Origin of the sequence: Luteibacter sp., from assembly GCF_009912395.1 — a bacterium.
Lineage (GTDB): Bacteria > Pseudomonadota > Gammaproteobacteria > Xanthomonadales > Rhodanobacteraceae > Luteibacter.
Map to the genome: position 1 here is coordinate 57,761 of NZ_WNDO01000028.1, position 17,064 is coordinate 74,824.

17 protein-coding genes are annotated in these 17,064 nt (G+C 62.6%); 2 read left to right on the forward strand and 15 right to left on the reverse strand.

Features of this window, described 5'->3' with window-relative positions; translation table 11 throughout:
• Window positions 1-55: 55 nt before the first annotated feature.
• Window positions 56-475, reverse strand: a complete 420-nt coding sequence (locus GAK28_RS20320) for a CopD family protein (protein ID WP_291783790.1) — start codon at window positions 473-475, stop codon at window positions 56-58.
• Window positions 476-646: 171 nt separating this feature from the next.
• Between GAK28_RS20320 and GAK28_RS20325 the strand changes: the two genes are divergently transcribed.
• On the forward strand, window positions 647-2,854 hold the full coding sequence (locus tag GAK28_RS20325) for a TonB-dependent siderophore receptor (RefSeq protein WP_291783792.1): 2,208 nt from the start codon (window positions 647-649) through the stop codon (window positions 2,852-2,854).
• A gap of 46 nt (window positions 2,855-2,900) precedes the next feature.
• On the opposite strand, the gene GAK28_RS20330 is transcribed toward GAK28_RS20325, so the two are convergent.
• Both GAK28_RS20330 and GAK28_RS20335 read right to left on the reverse strand, forming a co-directional pair.
• The gene (locus GAK28_RS20330) at window positions 2,901-3,722 is read right to left on the reverse strand and encodes a hypothetical protein (RefSeq protein ID WP_291783795.1); all 822 of its coding nucleotides are present in this window, start codon (window positions 3,720-3,722) and stop codon (window positions 2,901-2,903) included.
• 92 nt (window positions 3,723-3,814) lie between these two features.
• A complete protein-coding gene (locus tag GAK28_RS20335) occupies window positions 3,815-5,008 on the reverse strand; it encodes an acyltransferase (RefSeq protein ID WP_291783798.1) in 1,194 nt (397 codons plus the stop codon).
• 776 nt (window positions 5,009-5,784) lie between these two features.
• Between GAK28_RS20335 and GAK28_RS20340 the strand changes: the two genes are divergently transcribed.
• A complete protein-coding gene (locus tag GAK28_RS20340) occupies window positions 5,785-5,988 on the forward strand; it encodes a hypothetical protein (RefSeq protein WP_291783801.1) in 204 nt (67 codons plus the stop codon).
• On the opposite strand, the gene GAK28_RS20345 is transcribed toward GAK28_RS20340, so the two are convergent.
• The 12 genes from GAK28_RS20345 to GAK28_RS20400 all read right to left on the reverse strand — a co-directional run bounded on the left by GAK28_RS20345 (window position 5,985) and on the right by GAK28_RS20400 (window position 16,873).
• Window positions 5,985-7,172, reverse strand: a complete 1,188-nt coding sequence (locus tag GAK28_RS20345; RefSeq protein WP_291783804.1) for an acyltransferase — start codon at window positions 7,170-7,172, stop codon at window positions 5,985-5,987. The two genes, GAK28_RS20340 and GAK28_RS20345, sit on opposite strands and share 4 nt — an antisense overlap.
• Before the next feature lie 74 nt (window positions 7,173-7,246).
• On the reverse strand, window positions 7,247-7,720 hold the full coding sequence (locus GAK28_RS20350) for a tail fiber assembly protein (protein WP_291783807.1): 474 nt from the start codon (window positions 7,718-7,720) through the stop codon (window positions 7,247-7,249).
• A 4-nt stretch (window positions 7,721-7,724) separates the two neighbouring features.
• Window positions 7,725-9,065 carry a hypothetical protein gene (locus tag GAK28_RS20355; RefSeq protein WP_291783809.1) on the reverse strand — a complete coding sequence of 447 codons (1,341 nt, stop codon included), beginning with the start codon at window positions 9,063-9,065 and terminating at the stop codon, window positions 7,725-7,727.
• Between the two features lie 63 nt (window positions 9,066-9,128).
• The gene (locus GAK28_RS20360) at window positions 9,129-9,806 is read right to left on the reverse strand and encodes a hypothetical protein (RefSeq protein ID WP_291783812.1); all 678 of its coding nucleotides are present in this window, start codon (window positions 9,804-9,806) and stop codon (window positions 9,129-9,131) included.
• A complete protein-coding gene (locus GAK28_RS20365) occupies window positions 9,803-10,930 on the reverse strand; it encodes a baseplate J/gp47 family protein (protein WP_291783814.1) in 1,128 nt (375 codons plus the stop codon). The genes GAK28_RS20360 and GAK28_RS20365 overlap by 4 nt, the downstream gene beginning before the upstream one ends.
• A 6-nt stretch (window positions 10,931-10,936) precedes the next feature.
• The gene (locus tag GAK28_RS20370) at window positions 10,937-11,344 is read right to left on the reverse strand and encodes a hypothetical protein (protein WP_291783816.1); all 408 of its coding nucleotides are present in this window, start codon (window positions 11,342-11,344) and stop codon (window positions 10,937-10,939) included.
• A 9-nt stretch (window positions 11,345-11,353) separates the two neighbouring features.
• The gene (locus tag GAK28_RS20375; protein WP_291783818.1) at window positions 11,354-11,923 is read right to left on the reverse strand and encodes a phage baseplate assembly protein V; all 570 of its coding nucleotides are present in this window, start codon (window positions 11,921-11,923) and stop codon (window positions 11,354-11,356) included.
• Window positions 11,920-13,071, reverse strand: coding sequence for a hypothetical protein (locus GAK28_RS20380; protein ID WP_291783820.1), 1,152 nt, complete (start codon window positions 13,069-13,071; stop codon window positions 11,920-11,922). The genes GAK28_RS20375 and GAK28_RS20380 overlap by 4 nt, the downstream gene beginning before the upstream one ends.
• Window positions 13,064-14,020 (reverse strand): hypothetical protein, encoded by a 957-nt coding sequence (locus GAK28_RS20385; RefSeq protein WP_291783822.1) that lies wholly within the window; start codon window positions 14,018-14,020, stop codon window positions 13,064-13,066. The genes GAK28_RS20380 and GAK28_RS20385 overlap by 8 nt, the downstream gene beginning before the upstream one ends.
• Window positions 14,021-14,030: 10 nt before the next feature.
• Window positions 14,031-16,031: a hypothetical protein gene (locus tag GAK28_RS20390; RefSeq protein ID WP_291783824.1), complete on the reverse strand. Its 2,001-nt coding sequence runs from the start codon at window positions 16,029-16,031 to the stop codon at window positions 14,031-14,033.
• Between the two features lie 219 nt (window positions 16,032-16,250).
• Entirely contained in the window at window positions 16,251-16,751 is a 501-nt protein-coding gene (locus GAK28_RS20395; protein ID WP_291783827.1) for a hypothetical protein, read from the reverse strand.
• Complete coding sequence (locus tag GAK28_RS20400) at window positions 16,748-16,873, reverse strand: hypothetical protein (protein ID WP_291783829.1); 126 nt, start codon at window positions 16,871-16,873, stop codon at window positions 16,748-16,750. Before GAK28_RS20400 ends, GAK28_RS20395 begins: the two co-directional genes overlap by 4 nt.
• Window positions 16,874-17,064: the final 191 nt, after the last annotated feature.

Below are 17,064 nucleotides of genomic sequence, written 5' to 3' on the forward strand. Positions count from 1 at the left end.
CACGGACGTGGATCGACGCCCATCGTCGCCGTTGGCCGTCTCAATGGACGCGACCTCAGAACGGCTTGGCGACGACGAGGTAGACGATGGCCAGCAGCGCCAGCACCGGCAGTTCGTTGAGGATGCGCAGCGCCTTGCCGGACGGTAGCGTGCCGCCCGCCATGCTCCGCTTGAGCAGGCGTCCGGTCCAGATGTAATAGGCGAGCATCAGCGCGACCAGGACGAGCTTGGCGTGCAGCCACGGGCCGGCGATGCCGAAGTAGAGCCAGAGTGCCAGGCCGAAGAGAAAGGCCATGCCGAACATGCTGTGGCCGAACTTGTAGAGCCGGCGCCCCATCAGCTCCAGGCGCGCCTTCACGCCCGGCTCGTCGCCGGCTTCGACCACGTTCACGAGGATTCGCGGCAGGTAGAACACCGCCGCCATCCAGGCGATGACGAAGACGATGTGCAACGACTTGGTCAGCAGATAGGCCACCGTCCGGATCTCCCTCGTGAAAGGCGGCCAGTGTAGCCGTTCGACGCGGCGGACCGGTGCGACACGACGTCCCGGTGGGGCTCGTCCCCGGCAAGGCCTTAACTCATATATAATGCAAATCATTCCTATTTAGATTCGTTGTTTCTTTCGTTTTTTTGCCCGGAACCCACCATGTCACGCCCCAGCTTCTCCCCCTCCCGCCTCGCCGCCTCGGTCCGTCTGGCCTTGGTCGGCACCCTCCTCCTCGCCTCCGCCGCCCAGGCCGCGGACGCCGACACCCCGGACAGCCAGCGGAAGGCCAACGAGAACTCCACCACCCTCTCGGGCGTGCAGGTGCAAGCCAACGTAGCCCCGCCGACCGCCGCGTATGCGGGCGGCCAGGTCGCCAAGGGCGGCCGCTTCGGCGTGCTGGGCAACCAGGACACGATCAACGTGCCCTTCAGCCTGACCAGCTATACCGACACCCTGGTGCGTGCGCAGCAAGCCCATACGCTGGGCGACGTGGTGGCCAACGATCCGGCGGTACGCGTGGGTTCCGGTTACGGCAACTATTCGCAGACGTTCATGATCCGCGGCTTCAAGCTGGAAAGCGACGACATCGCTTTCGACGGCCTCTACGGACTGCTTCCCCGGCAGTTGCTGGCCCCCGAGCTGATGGGACGCATCGAAATCTTCAAGGGCGCCAACGCATTTCTCAACGGCGCCAGCGTCGGCGGCTCGGGCGTCGGTGGCGCGATCAACATCGCACCGAAACGTGCCGAAAAGGACCCGGTCACGCGTGTCGGCGTCGACTACGGGACCGACAGCCAGGTGGGCGAAACGGTCGATATCGGTCGACGCTTCGGCGCCAACGATGAGTTCGGGTTGCGAGTGAATGCGGTTCACCGCGAGGGCGGCACGGCCGTCGACGGGGAAAAGCGCCGCGTCACGGCCGCTTCGGTGGCGTTCGATTACCAAGGCGACAAGCTGCGCGTCACGACCGACATCGGATACCAGAAGCAAGTCATTCAGGGCGGCCGTGCCACCGTCTTCCTCGATCCCAACCTTCCTGTTCCTCGCGTTCCGTCGGCCAAGACCAATTATTCGCAGCCATGGTCGGGTTCGTCGCTGGAAGATACCTTTGGCGTCGTGCGCGTTGAATACGATTTTGCCCCGTGGCTAACCGGATACGTGGCGGCCGGAGCCCACCACGGCAACGAATTCGGGGACTATGTCAGCCCCACCGTCCACGACCTGGCCGGCAATGCCACCGAAAGCCGGTTCACCGTTCCCTACATCGCGAACACGGGCACGGGCGAGGCCGGATTGAATGCGCATTTCGACACGGGTGAGGTGACGCACCGCGTGACCCTTGGCTTCTCGGCGCTGTCGACCAACAAGAAAGCCGCCTATGCCGGCTCCACGTCCTTCAACACGAACATCTACGAGCCGGTGAAGGTCGGACTTCCGTCCTACATTTACGATATCGGCCCGATCAGCGACCCCGGTTACACGGGTCGCACCCAACTCAGGAGCATCGTGCTGACCGATACGCTTGGCTTCATGGACGATCGCCTCCAGGTCACCGTTGGCGCACGTCGCCAACGTATTCACGCACTCAGTTACGACTATTCGAGTGGCGCCAAGACGTCCGAGTACGACAAGTACGCCACCACGCCCGTCCTTGCCGCCAACTTCCGTATTTCGGACCAATGGGCCGTCTATGCCAACCATATCGAAGCCCTGACGCCCGGCGATACGGCACCCAATACGTTCGGCGGCAAAGTCGTCACCAACGCAGGGCAGCAATTCGCTCCGTACAAGGCGAAGCAGAACGAAATTGGCGTCAAATGGGATGCCGGCAACATCGGCAGCAGCCTTGCGCTGTTCCAGATCAAGCAGCCCAGCGGTTATGTGAATACGACGACCAACACGTATGAAATCGCCGGCCAACAGCGCAATCGTGGCGTGGAGTGGAGCTTCTTCGGTGAGCCGGTAAAGGGTCTGCGCATCCTTGGCGGCGCATCTTACATTCAGCCCTTGCTGACCAAGACCCAGAACGGAACAAACGACGGTCACGACGCTATCGCCGTGCCACGTGTGCAGGCCAACGCAGGCGTCGAATGGACGATCCCCAACACGCCCGACCTGACGCTCAGCGCACGCGCCGTCCGGACCAGCAAGCAGTACCTGGATGTGGCCAACAAGCAGCGTCTTCCTGCATGGACCACGTATGACCTCGGCGCACGCATCACGCCAACACTGGAAGGCAAGCCGGTCACGTTCAATGTGAGCGTCTTGAACGTGACTAACAAGAGCTACTGGGCTTCCGCCCTTGAGCAACAGCTGAGCCAGGGCGCTCCGCGCACCGTGATGGTATCGGCGATGGTCGACCTCTGACGAAAAACGGCGCAAGGCACTGCGTGCCTTGCGCCGCGCCACCGACTCAGGACAGGTCGGAAAACTGCCTCGGATGCCCTGGTGGACGTCCCTGGAGATAGTTGCGGCAAGGCTCGTAATGGGTGTCCACATTACCCGGGTCCAGGAAGCGCGAGCCGCAGAGATCCGAGCGGACGAAATAGGCATTGGTGCCGGTCAGGTCGCAACCCACCAGCAACTCGCCCTTGCTGCTCGCGAGTCCCGCCAGAGCGGACAGGCTCGCGCCGTAGCAGCTTCCGCCATTCCACCAGCGATCGGCAGCATAGTCGACCACCCATTCGACACCCGGCGGAAAGATCGGGTTGTATTCAACCACGCTGACGCGCGGCCGGAGCGACGAGAGCGCCTTCCAGACATGGTAGGTGTTCCGATCGAGATCCAGCGAGAAAAGGTCGACGTCCCTTCCGGCCCATGGCGCCAACAGCGTCTCGATGTTCTCCGCCGTGACGAAGGACTCGATCAGCACCAATTGACCGGAAGCCAGCGGCTTGGCGAATCGCTGGCGAATGGTGGTGGCGTTGGCCGCATCGCCTTCTACCCAGACGCCCGACCAGCCTTGGGCCAGGAGAAAGGTGGTGTTGTTTTCGCTGCCGTCGCCTACGCCAATCTCCACGAAAAACTGACCATGATCGATACGACCGAAAATCTCCCTGATCGCACCATCCTCGCCGTTCTGTGAAAAGGCGCGATGCTCATGACGGGTAAGACAACCCGGTAGCGCATAACGTGGCTGGGCCCTCAATTCCGCCGCATGCCTTTCACGCTCAAGCAGGTGCACCAGGGAATTCCTGGACAACGTATCGAGGAAACGCTTCAGGCGTGCCTTCATAAGGAGCAATCTCTTTTAAGACACCATCATAAGGAGCGCGCAGCATACAGTCACAACTCGCAAGGCCGCCACCCGCCGAGCGGAACGCCCGACTAGCTGAGCGCGCCTTGGGATGTGGGTCTTTGGTTGTCGGCCGGAGCTGCGGGTATTGCGCGGCCAGGGAACAACCGATGGCTTAGCGCGATGCCCCAGGTATCGAAAGTCCGCTGGAAGATCGCAGCTACCGCACAGGCAGCTATGAACGTGACCGTCATGGCGACCAATGCGGCAGGACCTCGCGACCAGCCTCCATCCATCAGGTGGCGGAAAACACCACCCAACAAGCACAGGGTCAGGGGAAAGTGCACGAGATAAAGGGAATAAGAGATCCGTCCCAGGAACTGAATCGGTGCGCTCGTCAGGAAGGCCTTTGCAAAGCCGAAACGGATCGCAAAGACAGCGCAAGCACCGCCAAGCACGTTGAAGAAGTGCTTGCGCCAGGTAAAGTCGACGGATAAGGGCAACGTCCAATCAAAGAGAGGCGATTTGTCGAACGCTCCGAAGAAGATGGCGCCAACGACAGCAAGCAGCACGGCGCTCCGGCTTCCACGAGTCATTCGACCGATGTGGACACCTAGCAGGAAGCCTGCGTAAAGCGGCCAGTTCGATGAATCGATCGACGCGATAGCCACGGTGACAGTGACGAAGAACACGGGCGCAAGGCGACCACGTGGAGCCAACGCGGCATATCCGAAGACAAGAAACGATCCAAGCAACTCTACCCGCATCGTCCACAAGACCGGGACATAAGGGGAACTGCCATGCAGCATGGCCCCGAAGACGCCGTCCATGACGGCATCCGACAGCGCAGGATCGAAGTTCCAGAATTGCGCCATCCAGGCGTTTCCGGTCATCGCCGCGACAGTGCGCGGCAGGTCGTTCAGGCCACCCACCATCATGAAGTACGCGAACAGGACACTTCCAAGCACGGGAATGCCAAGCCTGACATAGCGGCGCAGAGCCATCGTGGTTAACGCCGACACGTCGCCATCGCGCCAGAATTTCGCGGAAAGCACATAGCCGCTAAGCACGAAAAATATACAGACTGGAAAGTTACCGTTCCAAAGCACCGACAGGAAGGGGGCGGAAATGATCTTCTCAGCGAGGCCCAGTTGTACGGAGGGCAATGCAGCCCCGGGCCAAAGATATCGAAAACCCAAAGGAAACAGAGAAATCAGCGAATGACAGAGAACCACGTTTGCCGCGGCAATCCCCCTCAGCCCGTCCGCGCTCGCGTCCTTCGCCATGATCAGCACCGTCCATACTAGGGGCTCGGAGTGTACATGAGGTCCATCGCTTGCCACGCCCCATGGAAAGCGCGATAAAACCAAGGCACCTGACTGAGTCTTGGCTACCGGCTAGACCAGACCGACTCGAGGCCGAATACCGGCCAAGAAAAAAGGAGCCTGCAAGGCTCCTTAATCTCTGTCTTCATCCCACTAACCCTTATTCAGGAAAAGTGGTGGGCGGTACAAGGATCGAACTTGTGACCCCTACCATGTCAAGGTCGGGTGACATCATAGAATTCAGCAACTTAGCTTTCCTAAAGATCGCTTTCGATGACGGAGGAATGCGGGTTCCAGCGGCCATGCGTGCCAGTCGCGTGCTACCCACCATTCGGGGCTATGAGCGCGAATCCTCGCCCTTCGGCTTCCGACCCAGCCACGAAGGATGCTCCCTGACCACCTCGCGGAACTTCCCGTGGTGTGCCATAGCCCAGCGCTCGGCGAAGTACATCCCCCGCTCCAAGGACCGCGCGTAGCAGCGCCGGCGATCATTCCCCTTGCCGTCTAGGAAGACCTGCGAGAGGAACCGGGTATCTCGGTGAGCCGTTCTGCTGACGCAGGCGAATAGGTGTCCGTTCCAGTGGGCCCACCACGGACCCGAGGGCTCGCCTGCCCCTGGGCCATAGACCGCCTGCTCCCAGGTCACGGGCACATTGAGGATGGGAGGTCGGGTCGGCATCCGGCCACGTTACGTGGCTGGAGTCTCAGCCCCTCGGATCGTAGGTCAGAGCGATGCCGTGCTGGCCAGCGACTTCGAGGAGGCCCGGTTCCGCGCGCACTTGGTGGCGAGCCTCGCCGAGGATCTCGGGCTAAGCCCAATCGTCGACGCGGCGCGCGATGTTGAGTTGCGCCTCGGGCGGCTGGGCCAAGAACCGCTCGCCGGCTACGGCGCCGCCATCGCGCGGCTGAGCGAGGCCATCCGGCCGGAACTGTTCTACTAGGCCGGACGGCGGTCTGCCGACTTCAGTGCCTCAGAGGCGCGCACCGCGCGAGCCCGGCCGGGGAACAGCCGGTGGCTGAGGGCGATGCCCCACGTATCAAACGTGCGCTGGAATACCGAGGCCGACACGCATGCTGTCGCGAAAGAGGCGCCAATGGCCACCGCCGCCGCGGGAGCGCGTGACCAACCGGAGCCGGATAGTTGCGTGAAAAGCACGCACAAGAGAGTCAGCACGAGCGGAAAGTGGACCAGGTACAAGGAATAGGATATCCGGCCGAGAAATTGCGCAAGCCGAGTTTTCAGAACCGCAGCACCGAACCCGTTACGCACCGCATAAACAGCGCATATCCCGCCAATCATGTTGAAGAAGTCGCGGCGAAGGAAGAAGTTGTCGGTCACCCACGTGGACCATGAGAACAGCGGAGAAGCGTCGTAGCTGCCAAAGAAAACTGCGCCGACGGCCGCTAGCGCAACAAACGTGGGCTTGGTCACATTCACGCGCCCAATGTGCACGCCGACAAGGAATCCCGCGTAGAAGGGCCACGCCAGTGGCGACACCGACGCGATTGCCGCCGCGGCGACGGCGAAGAAAATCAAAGCAATCGCACCGCGCGGGGCAATGGCGGCATATCCGAAAACCAGCAGTGACCCGATCAGCTCAACGCGCATCGTCCAAAGTACGGGGACAAAGGGTGATGTGCCGTTGAAGATGGCTTGGTAGGCTCCATCGCTAAGAGCCATACCCAGGGTCGGTTCGAATTTCCAGAATCCAGCGAGCCAATGGCTTCCGGTAAGCTCAGAAGCTTCCAATCGCGCATCAGCGCCGAAGTGCATCATCAGGTAGGCGAACAACACACTGCCAAAAACGGGTACACCAAGCCGAATGTATCGCCGCAGCGCTTGGGTCGTCAGCCTCGACAAATCACCATCCTGCGAGAACGCTGCCGACAGGACGTAGCCGCTCAGCACGAAGAAAACGCAGACAGGGAAGTTACCGTTCCACAGGATCGAGATGACCGGCGTGGAGAGGACATGCTCTGCCATGCCAGCAACGACAGATGGGTCGGCTTGGTTAGGCCACAAGTATTTGAAGCCCAGCGGGAAAATAGCAAATAGCATGTGGCATAGCACCACGATGGCGGCAGCTATGCCACGAAGTCCATCTGCGCTGACGTCCTTCTTCATGACGGTCCCGCGTAAAAGAGGCCGATTCTATCCTGCACGGCCGTCTCGTGCGCGAGACCGATGATCGTAGCCGGTCAACTCGTGGACGCATCCGCCAGCAGCGCACCGTAGCCCGGCGCCGGCGAGCTAGGCCACGATGGGTTCGTCAGCGTGAGATCGATGCGGTTCACGGCTACACGGAACTGCTTCCAGGCTTTGAGAAGTGCCGTCTCAGCATTCGTAGCCTCGCCTAGGTCAACAGCATCCTGCAGCGGCGGGGTAGCGAGGTTCGCAGCGGCCAGAAGGGTGTTCCTCGTAGCCGTATTCGCCGCAAGGATCTCCTCTGCCGTCGGGGGGATCACAGGGGGTGGCGGCGGCCCGGTGAATGCACCATCAGCGTATGTCCAGCCAATGTCGACCGCAACCCCGTCAGGGATGGCAACGGCCTGCGCTCCGTTGTCCGGTGACCAGGTATCCGTGTTTCCGTCCCAGATCACCGTGTTTACAATCTTCCCATCGGTGATGATCGCGTAGTTGCCGATTACCGGCTGGTCTTCCTGCATAGTCATGTCCTCACCATTCAATGATCGCAACGCCAGGGGCACCGTTGCGTCCGGCTGAGCCGCCACCGCCGTTCCGGTAGACCGCGCCACCGCCACCGCCGCCGCTCCCGTAGCCATAGGCCGTGCTCGGGTTTGTCCTCGGATTGGTGTCGGCAGTTCGGACGGAAGGACCTCCGCCGCCAAACGGCGACGAGGCGCCCGCCCCGCTGGCCCCGCACCAACCCACACCAGAGGTCAGTCCGGTGTTCGTACCATCCGTGGAGGCGCATCCAGCAGGATAGCCTGCGCCGCCATCAGCACCGGGGATAGCGGTGCCAGTGGACGCCCCAGGGAAACCTGCGCCACCACCACTGCCCCCTGTAAGCGTGATCAAGGAGCCGATGATCGTCTGGCCGCCCGCGGTGCCTGCCACCGGCGCAGGTGAATTGCTCTGGGCGCCGCCCGCACCGCCGGAACCTGCGGTTCCAATGGTGATCGGGATGACCTGGCCAGGCGTGACGGTGAAAGCCTGCCGGATGATGGACTGACCAGCGCCACCGCCACCGCCGCCCGATGCGGATGCGCCGCCGATATTGTTCCCGCCGCCGCCACCGCCGCCACCGCCGCCCGCGACGGCTGAAACATAGATCGTGGTGATCCCGGCAGGCACGGTGAAGCTGCCCGAGCTGGTGAACTGCTGCTGCCTGGACTGGCCGAACATTCCCAAAATGGAGGTGGGAAGCACCTTGCTGGCCGCGATAGTCGCGATGTTTCCAGCTGAGATCGTCGTCTGGCCATTCGCAACAGTCACCACCGCGAGCGCGATGTACCCCGAGTCAACGGCTGGTGTGACCTGCGAGCCAGTCGCAGCAGCGATACCCGCCTTGGCCTGCAACTGAACGATGCCTGCGCGCGTCGTCGCCTGTTGCAAGCCGCTGTTGTTCGGACCGCTGTAGGCCTGTGATGGGTTGCTTGCGTTGTAGTACGGAAGCGTGGTGTTGTTGGTGTCGCTGTCGGCGTACGTAGCCTCGATCAGGTAGTTGATCGAGAAGCCTGCCGTCGTGGGTGCCGGGCATGCCAGCGTCGTCGCGTCCAGCAGGATGCCTTGCTTCACCAGCTGGTGAGCGATGTCTGCCGGCAGCGAGCTATACGCTGTGGCCTCAAGGTTCACCAGCTGATAGATCTCGCCAGGGGCGACAACGACGTTCAGAGCGGCCGGCGCATTCGGGCCAACGGTGAGGCCGTTTACCGCGCCACCGGTGCCGAAGATGGCGCCGGTTAGCTTTCCCAGGGCGACCATCACCGACTGATTCGTGCCGAGCAGGTCTGTTTCGAGCGGGATCTGACCCGGGTAGACGATTTTGCGATCCAAGTTTTTTCTCCAGGCAAAAAAACCGCCACGAGGGCGGCTTGGAATGAGCGGCGATTTAACGAATTAGTTACTTACGCGGGTCCACACGATCGTACCGGCGGGCTTTACGGCGTCGATCGCCGCAAAGATGTCGGCATCGGAGACGCCGCCGGTGACCATCGTCAGTGAGGCGTACTCCGCGCGCGACGGCGTGGAATACGCACCAGTCGGTATTCCGTAACCCGCCACGCTGGCGATGCCGGCATTGCTCACCGGGCGGTAGGCGATCACGAAAGCTTGGTACGGGATCGACAGCGAGCCGTACGCACCGGCAACGCCGTAGCCAATATTCGGCGCACCGTAGGCACCGGTATCCGCCGGGCGCATCGGCTCAATGATCGTCGGCGCGCGCCCTGTCAGCGAAGTGAGAATATTTACGATCGCCGCACGGGTGGCCTTCTCACGGAATAGATTCGCCAGAATCACAAGCCGATAGGAGGTATCCGACTGACCGGCCTTTCGCAGCAGTCCGGTGGGGCCAAAAAAGTCGGCCGCGATCATGTCGAGCCAACCGTCGGTGGCCGTAGCGATCCGCGCCTGGAGCTTGGCGTAACCGTAGAGCGCGTAGACAAAGCTAAGTAGCGTGGCAATGCCGGACAAAACGCCGTCCAGCAACGGCATGCTGTCCGTTACGCCGCCGAACCATCGCGTGGGCAGCTTCGCCTTCAGGCGAGCGAATATGTCATCGAAGTCCCCGATCACGATACGGTCACCGTCCCGACGATGATGCGCTGCTGGCCAGACACGATGATGTCGGCGGTGCCGCCGTTGACCGTCAGGCCGGTGATATTGGTAATGCCCGGGGCGGCGTCATAGGCGACTTGCATGAGGCGACTCCAGGACAACGCCTGCCCAAGGCTCAGCCCGGCGATGTAGTTCTGGATAGCCATCTTGATTAATGCCTTCGTTGCAACCGGGTCGTAGCCCGCTCCGACCGAAGCTGTCGCCGCCACGCTAGCCTGGACAGTGATGGGCGCGAACACGCCGAAGGCGACAGTGAAAGGTCGAACTGCGTCGATAGCGTTGTAGGCAGAGGCGAGAAACGTCGATCCAGGTGTGCCGCTACCGTCGTCCACCACTGCGTAGAAGTACCCAGGATGGTACGTACCGTTGTAGTCCAGGTTCTCGGCAAGCGACGCGGCCGCGCCGATCTTCAGCGACGTGATGGCGTTGAGGATGGCCTGCTTGGTAGCCCGGGAGAGGCTGGCGATGTAGGCGACGAACCGCGCGCGGAAGGCGCTGTCCTGCTCTGCATCGGCGCCATTGGTCAGCGGCACCGCGTTGGTCACGGTATCGACGTAGGGCACCGCCTGCGCGAGTACGCTTATCGCACCGGCCACGACGTTGTAGGCCGAACCTGCGGACACAGCAACCACGGGGACCGATACGCTCGCTGCCGCTGGCAGAATCACATACCCGCCAAGCTGAGCGCTATAGGCCGCGTTCGTGGTATCCATCACCACTGAGTACCGGAGCGCACCGTCTGCCGTCTGCACGACGGCTCCAACCGGGACAACCGCCTGCATGCCAGGGGTGAACCGTGCGAACACGACCTGCCCACTCGCGGTCGCCGCCTGAAGCCGGAAGAACTGGAAGTCGGCCATCCAGGAATCGAGATCGGGGCCATTGCTGGTGGCCGCCCGCGTCGTTGCCAGCAGTAGAAGGATCAGGCCCTCCAACCACACGACGACCGACGCCTGCGACTCGGCCATGGCCCGGAGAATCGATCCGACCGTGAAGTCCACCAGCGCCGTCGCGCGCGCCTGCACGCTGACGGCGAAGTCGGTAACCAGTTGGGAGAAGCTCTTCGAGTTAACGCTGGCCATGGCCGCTCACTGGTTGACGTTGAAGGACAGAATGGCCGCCGAATTGGAGTCGGCGTCGGTGTAGCGGATGGAGACAGCCAACCCGTTCGTGATCGCGCTCACGGTGATGACCGGCTCCGGCAGGGCGGCAACGGCGTCCTCGAGGAGTACCTGGCCCCGGATCAGGGCCACGATCTCGGCAGGGTCGACGGCGAGGCCGACGTACCGCGGCAGGCCGGCGCCGTAGGTGGGATGCCACGGGTAGTCGGGTGGCAGCACGGTGCCGTCGGGAAGCACCGTGCGCGGGTTCGTCAGCAGGCGGCGGAGAATGCGCTGCTGGCTGCGCGTGGAGCCCTGGGCCTGCCCGAAATCGCCGGACGGCCCGAGGCCCACGTCTGCGCCCCAGAAGTGGTTGAGATCGATCAGGTCGGCCACGCTGGTTCCTTACTGCACGACGCCGCCGAGACCGGAGCCGCCGCTGTTGAGGTGCTTATGGGTCTCGTCGATGCGGTGGCCGTTCGCTACCACCTGGCCGTTGAAAGCCATGTTCCCGTTGTGGGTCCAGTTGCCCTGCGACGAGATCGTGCCGTCACCATTGAGCGCCACGACGGCGCCGTGCCCGTCGGCGAAGGTGGCCTTGCCGTCGTTCGACAGCTTCCACGAGGCGCCGGACTGGTGGACGATCCATACCTCGCCTGGGGGAACCGCCAGCGGCACGTCGATGTCGTTGAACAGCGCCCCACCCGCAAGCCCCGCATCCTGCGCGCCGTCTTGGAACTCCACCTTGATCTGGTCGTCGATGTTCGGCGGCGCGTAGATGCCGAAACCGTTGCCCACCTGCACGGCCTGCAACGGAATCCAGCCGGTCTCCACGTCATCGGGCGGGAACTTCACCTTTACGGCGTAGCGACTCGGGTCGTAGGCGCTGACCAAGCCGATGCGCGTCCCAGCGCGACCCTGGCCAGCCGCGGCGGCGATGCCGCGCACGGCGTTGTGGAGGCGAGAGGTGCTCATGGGACGATGCTCGTATCCTGCGAGTGATTCTTGCCGCTCAGATCCATCGTGTAGCCGCCTCCGTTGGACATGGAGCGGTTCACGCTATCCACGTAATAGAGTTGGTCGAACGACGTTCCGGTGCCGCTTACCTTGACCATGCTTGTCGCGGTCGTGTCGCTGTCGGCCGGCATCGAGGCACGAAAGCGCATCTCGTGCTGGATGATTTCGTTGTATATCGCCTGGGCACGCTGGAGTGCCTGTTCCTGCGTCAGGTTGCCGATCACGTAGGAATAGACCTGCGCAGGCGATGTGGCCTGCCCCGGCTTGATGCCCTTGGCGTGGCTCGTCGGATACGTCGCGGTGAAGCCCTTCTTCTGCTTCTGGTTCCACGAGCGCACCTGCACGATGGCGCCCTTCCCCACCGTCAGGGTGCGGGAGAAGTTCAGTCGCACGGTATTCGAGCGATGGAAACCGTAGGTGTCGTCAGGCTCCTCCCACCAGATGTCCAGCGGCACCACGTCGGCGGGGTTCGCCTTCGGCTCGAAGTGCAGCTCGTCCCCCTTCACGTAGACGACGAATCCCTCCTGCGTGGCGAGCCAGGTCAACAGCTCCCACTCGGTGTCCGTCGAGGTCATCGAGACATGGTCGATCTGGTAATAGCGCCCCACCGGCGTCGAAGTATCTGTCACTACCGGGGTCAGGCCGTGCCGCTGCGCAAGCGTGGTGGCGATCTGGCTGGCCGTCTGGGTCTGCCACTTCTCCGTGGTCTTCGCGTCGATCAGCAGTGATGTGAGGTCGCGGCCGCTAAGCGAGATGGTACGCCCGGCAATATCGAAGTCGATGACGTCCACGTTCCCCTTGATCAGTAGCGTGAGTTCATCGGCGCTCACCACGTCAGGGTTCGATGGGAAGCCGGCGAAGATCTCCACCCTGATCTGATCCTGTGACAGAAGCCACGCGTTGTCCTGTGGCGCGACCAGCTTTTTGACCGCGAGCAACACCTCGAAGGTGTCGGCCTCGTGGAAGGCGTTGGAATCAACGTTGAAGTCGATCCAGGCCGGGCAAGGGGTGCCGTTGAGCCGCACCATGCCGCGCGGCTGGCGAGCGGCCTGCATCGATGGATCGACGACCGCAGCGACCGACGAGAAATCCTGAACATCAGTCACCCAGCAACCCTCCTGCGTTGTCGGCCCGCAACGGCACCGCGATGGTCTGTAGGCCCGTGAGTACCGGATCGCTCAGGCCGTTGGCCTTGGCGATGCCCGTCCACGCCGAGGCGTCGCCGTACTGCGCGGCAGCCATGTCCATGAGGTTGCCGCCAGAGACGGGCACCGAGCGACCTGCGCCCGCGACCGATCCGAGGTTCGCCCGCATGCGACCCACCACGTTCTGGAGCGAATACAGGTTCGGCAACTGATTGAACGCCACGACCTGTGTCGCCAGAGAGGACGAGGCCATGCCGATGGGTGTGTTCGGCAGCACGCCGCCGAGTGTCCCGACGTTCTGGACGCTATTCCCGGTTCCGGCAATCAGCTGGTTCGTGCGCGTCAGCACCGATCCGATGGGCCCGAGCACGCCGTTGATGACTGCCGTGGAAGCGTTCGCGAACGTCGATACGCCCTTCACCGCCGAATCCAGCAGGCCCAGCGCCGACGACAGCGGACCGTTGCCGATCAGGTCGCCCAGGCCGCTCGCCGTGGACATGTCGCCGCCGATAGCATCGTCGATCGATCCACCCAGCACCTGGGTGATCGGCTCCGTCTGGTCTTCGATCACCTCGAGGCTGATCCGGTAGGGAATCTCGTAGGAGCGCCGGAAATCGGCCTCGAACGTGGCGATCACGACGCTGAAGCGGAACGCGTCCCACGTCAGCGTCAGCGCCCGGCCCTGCTTGCGCAGCGTATCGATGTACCGCGCACGCGAGCTCGCATCCTGCCCACGGAACCACCCGCGCCACTCCTTCGGCGCGTCGTCCGGGCCCATGGCATCGACCACGCGCTGTCCACCCACCAGGCGGTGGACGACCAGCGCCTGCCCGCCGCCGAAGCCGATGGATTCCGGGACTTCCATGTTCCGAAATTGGAAATCGCCGAGCGTGACAACCGTGGTAGCCATGTTTCTCCCGTCAGCGGGCTTGGTTCATGCCGACAGGTGCCGGCGTTGCGGAGAAGTCGAAGGCGTTTCCGCCGCGCTGGGGGCGAGTCAACTCGTCAGCGAAGTACGGCAACATGACTTTCCCGACCTTCTTGCTGTCGAGGTAGACATCGCCGGCCCTGGCCTGACCGTTGGTAGCACCTGTCCGGATGTAGGGGGACTGGCCGCTGCCCTTGGCATTGATTCGATCTTGGCGGACCTGAAGTGCTGCATCGCCTGGAAGGCCCAAGTTCAGCGCAACCCGGGCCGCACGCAGGTACGAAAACTCTTCTTTGCCTGTGTTCTTGTTGATCGGATGTAAGAAGTCGTAGAGCACGCCACCTTTCGTGTCGTCCTTTTGGCCTGTTGCTCCAGCGGTGCTCTTGTCCGTAAGGCTATTCAGCAGCCCACCAAGCTTCCATCCGCCGTAGGCTGCCATGAACGCACCAGCCGCCTGAGTCACCAGCCCCAGGCCTCCAGCCACGGATGTCAGACTCTTTCCAACGCCAGCGATGCCTCCAGCACCACCGACTTGGCTGAATAGCATCGCAGTGCCGAAGACGCGGAGGCTTCCAGCCAACTTGACGATTCCAGCCCAGCCACCCACCGCGTTGAACGCGAGCGCGAGACCAAGTCCGCGAAAGGCGGCCGACAGCAGGATTACGGTGCCGCCGATTGCCATCGCGCCGGACAGACCAATGAAGGCAAACGTAAGTGCCTTCACTTTTCCCGGGTTGTCAGTCATCCACTTCGTTAGGGCCGGGAGCGTCCTGTTGAACCCTTCTACCGCCTTGATGGCCATTGGCAGCACCGTTTGCCCGAGCGCCAACTGAAGGTCCCGTTCCTTTGCGTGGAGATCAAGCAGCTGACCTTCCAAGGTCTTCTTGGCCGCGTCCTCTGTTTGATTGATTCCAAGCGCATGCCGGTTTGCCTCCGACTGGACGTGGAGCTGCGCACGCTGCTGGTAGATACGCGCCATCAAGCCGGAGGCGGTCCGGTTGCCAAGGATCATCCCCAGCTCGCGGATGATATTCTCGTCACCGGTGATGCCCTTTGCCTGGAATGCTGGCAGGAGCACCTTTTCGAGCAGGGCGAGTTCACCCTCGTTTTCCAGGATGGATGAGCCCTTGAAAGCTCCCGGCAGCGCCTTCTTGAGCTTGCCGAGGCTGTTGAATATGACCTTGTCTTTGTCGAGAAGATCCAGCCGGTAAAGTTCTTGCTGAGCGGTGGCGAGGCCCTTGGCTTGGACCAAATTCTGATAGACGGACATGGCTCCCGTGCCATATCGCATCCCACCAAACTCTTGAATCAGGGGCTCCGCGCCGAGATAGAAGGCCTCGTTCCCACGCCTGGAGAGCGCAACGCCGCCCGTCTTCAGCGCCTGCAATAGCGCTGTCGAATCCACGCGGTTCCGGCTACCGGCGATGACCTTCTGCACGAAGTCCGCCTGCGTAGAGAACTCCTGCTGGCTGGACAGACCGCCGCGAAACTCAATGACCTTGAGCATGTCCATGAACTTGCGTTCATTGGCGCCGCCCTGCTCAGAGCCATACAGCGCCTCGTTGCCGAACTTCATCTTCGCCATGATCGGCGCGGCGAATTCGGCATGATGGAGATCCTTGAAGACCGCCATCGCGTCGCCGAGAAGCATCATGTTGTCGCGGGCCGAGGTGCCGATGGTCTTCATGCCACGCGCGAACGTCACGGCCTGCGCATTGACGGCATCGCCAAAGCCCAGGGACTGGAAGCGCGTGACCTCTGTCTGGAACTTCTTCGCTTCTTCGAGGGGGGCCTTGAATAGCGCAAGGCCGCCCGCGCCGATGCCACCGATGAGAAGGCCAGCCTTCATCTGCCGCTGGATCGAACCGATCCGCTGCTCCAGCTTCCGGGCATCTGCCTCGGTGGACAGGAAGTTGCGCGACAGGGCAGCCAGGCCCAAACTGGCATGGTTGATCAGGCTGATCCTGACCCCTATTGAAAAGGCTTCGTACATGGCGGTTCCTCTTCACGTCCGAGTGCTTGAATGGTTTGCGGACGCCTCCGGCGGCCAGATGCCGCATATCCGGCCGGTCCCAAGAGGACAGCGGCGGCGCGCTCCTCTGGTGTCGTGGGAAACGCCGATGCCGGACTACATGCGTGCGGGGATCGCGGTGGCGTGCTTCGCCATCGCCGCCGTGGGGCTGCTCGCCCTCGGCGCCCTGCTCTTCGGCATTTACGTCTTGCTGGCCTGAGGGCCGTTGTAACCAAGCGCGGCGTCAGTCAGTTCGCCTCCAAGGATTCCCGCCACGGCGGCTTCACCGATCAGGCGCTCCACCCGGTCCCGGTTATGCATTAGCGCCGGGCCAAAGACCGGGCGCGGCGGCATCCGTGGCGTTCCCAGCTCGTGGTAGAGCGCCTTCTCGTCGGGCGTGCCGATCACCGCCTCCAGCCCTTGGACCTCGTGTGTGATGCTCTTTTGCATATCGCCCGTTGCCAACAGGGGCGACTCGGCCGGGTAGCCCATCCTCGCTTTCTGATCCTCGGTGCTGTCGGCCAGCGGCGCCCACCCGGGAAAAGGCCCGATGGCGTCCTGGTACGTGCCGATTTCGCCCTTGGCTGTCAGCTCGACCTGCTCAGCCGCCGCCTCTAGGCCGTGATGGAGCGCGACGGCCTCCGCCGTCGCCATCGTGAGCAGGTGCGCGGCCATGTCGCCCAGGCTGTCGAAGCTCTTCACGGCTTGGGCTCCTTGAACGTCATGGTGTTCACGTCGAACTCCGCTCCCTTGAACTCTGAGAACATGATCGTGAAGCCTTGGCGCTCGATCTCGTCCAGCTCCCACGCCTTATCCCATGGCACGCCGTTCGCGATACACCAAAGCGTCTCGCGGATGCCGGCGTGCTGGATCAGTTTTTTAAGGCGGTCTCGTTGGCGTCAGACTGCCCGGCATTCACCGCGCCCATCATGAATTCCATGGTCGCGGTTACCCCGTCCTCACCCAGGCGCTGGATCAGCAGATCGATGTCGCGTTGCGAGTTCGGGAAAGCGAC

Excerpts from the sequence above, each read along its gene's own strand:
- GAK28_RS20345 (WP_291783804.1), bottom strand. The coding sequence starts at position 7,172 with ATGAAGAAGGACGTCAGCGCAGATGGACTTCGTGGCATAGCTGCCGCC.
- GAK28_RS20330 (WP_291783795.1), bottom strand. The coding sequence starts at position 3,722 with ATGAAGGCACGCCTGAAGCGTTTCCTCGATACGTTGTCCAGGAATTCC.
- GAK28_RS20390 (WP_291783824.1), bottom strand. The coding sequence starts at position 16,031 with ATGTACGAAGCCTTTTCAATAGGGGTCAGGATCAGCCTGATCAACCAT.
- GAK28_RS20335 (WP_291783798.1), bottom strand. The coding sequence starts at position 5,008 with ATGGCGAAGGACGCGAGCGCGGACGGGCTGAGGGGGATTGCCGCGGCA.
- GAK28_RS20325 (WP_291783792.1), top strand. The coding sequence starts at position 647 with ATGTCACGCCCCAGCTTCTCCCCCTCCCGCCTCGCCGCCTCGGTCCGT.
- GAK28_RS20385 (WP_291783822.1), bottom strand. The coding sequence starts at position 14,020 with ATGGCTACCACGGTTGTCACGCTCGGCGATTTCCAATTTCGGAACATG.
- GAK28_RS20375 (WP_291783818.1), bottom strand. The coding sequence starts at position 11,923 with ATGAGCACCTCTCGCCTCCACAACGCCGTGCGCGGCATCGCCGCCGCG.
- GAK28_RS20365 (WP_291783814.1), bottom strand. The coding sequence starts at position 10,930 with ATGGCCAGCGTTAACTCGAAGAGCTTCTCCCAACTGGTTACCGACTTC.
- GAK28_RS20350 (WP_291783807.1), bottom strand. The coding sequence starts at position 7,720 with ATGACTATGCAGGAAGACCAGCCGGTAATCGGCAACTACGCGATCATC.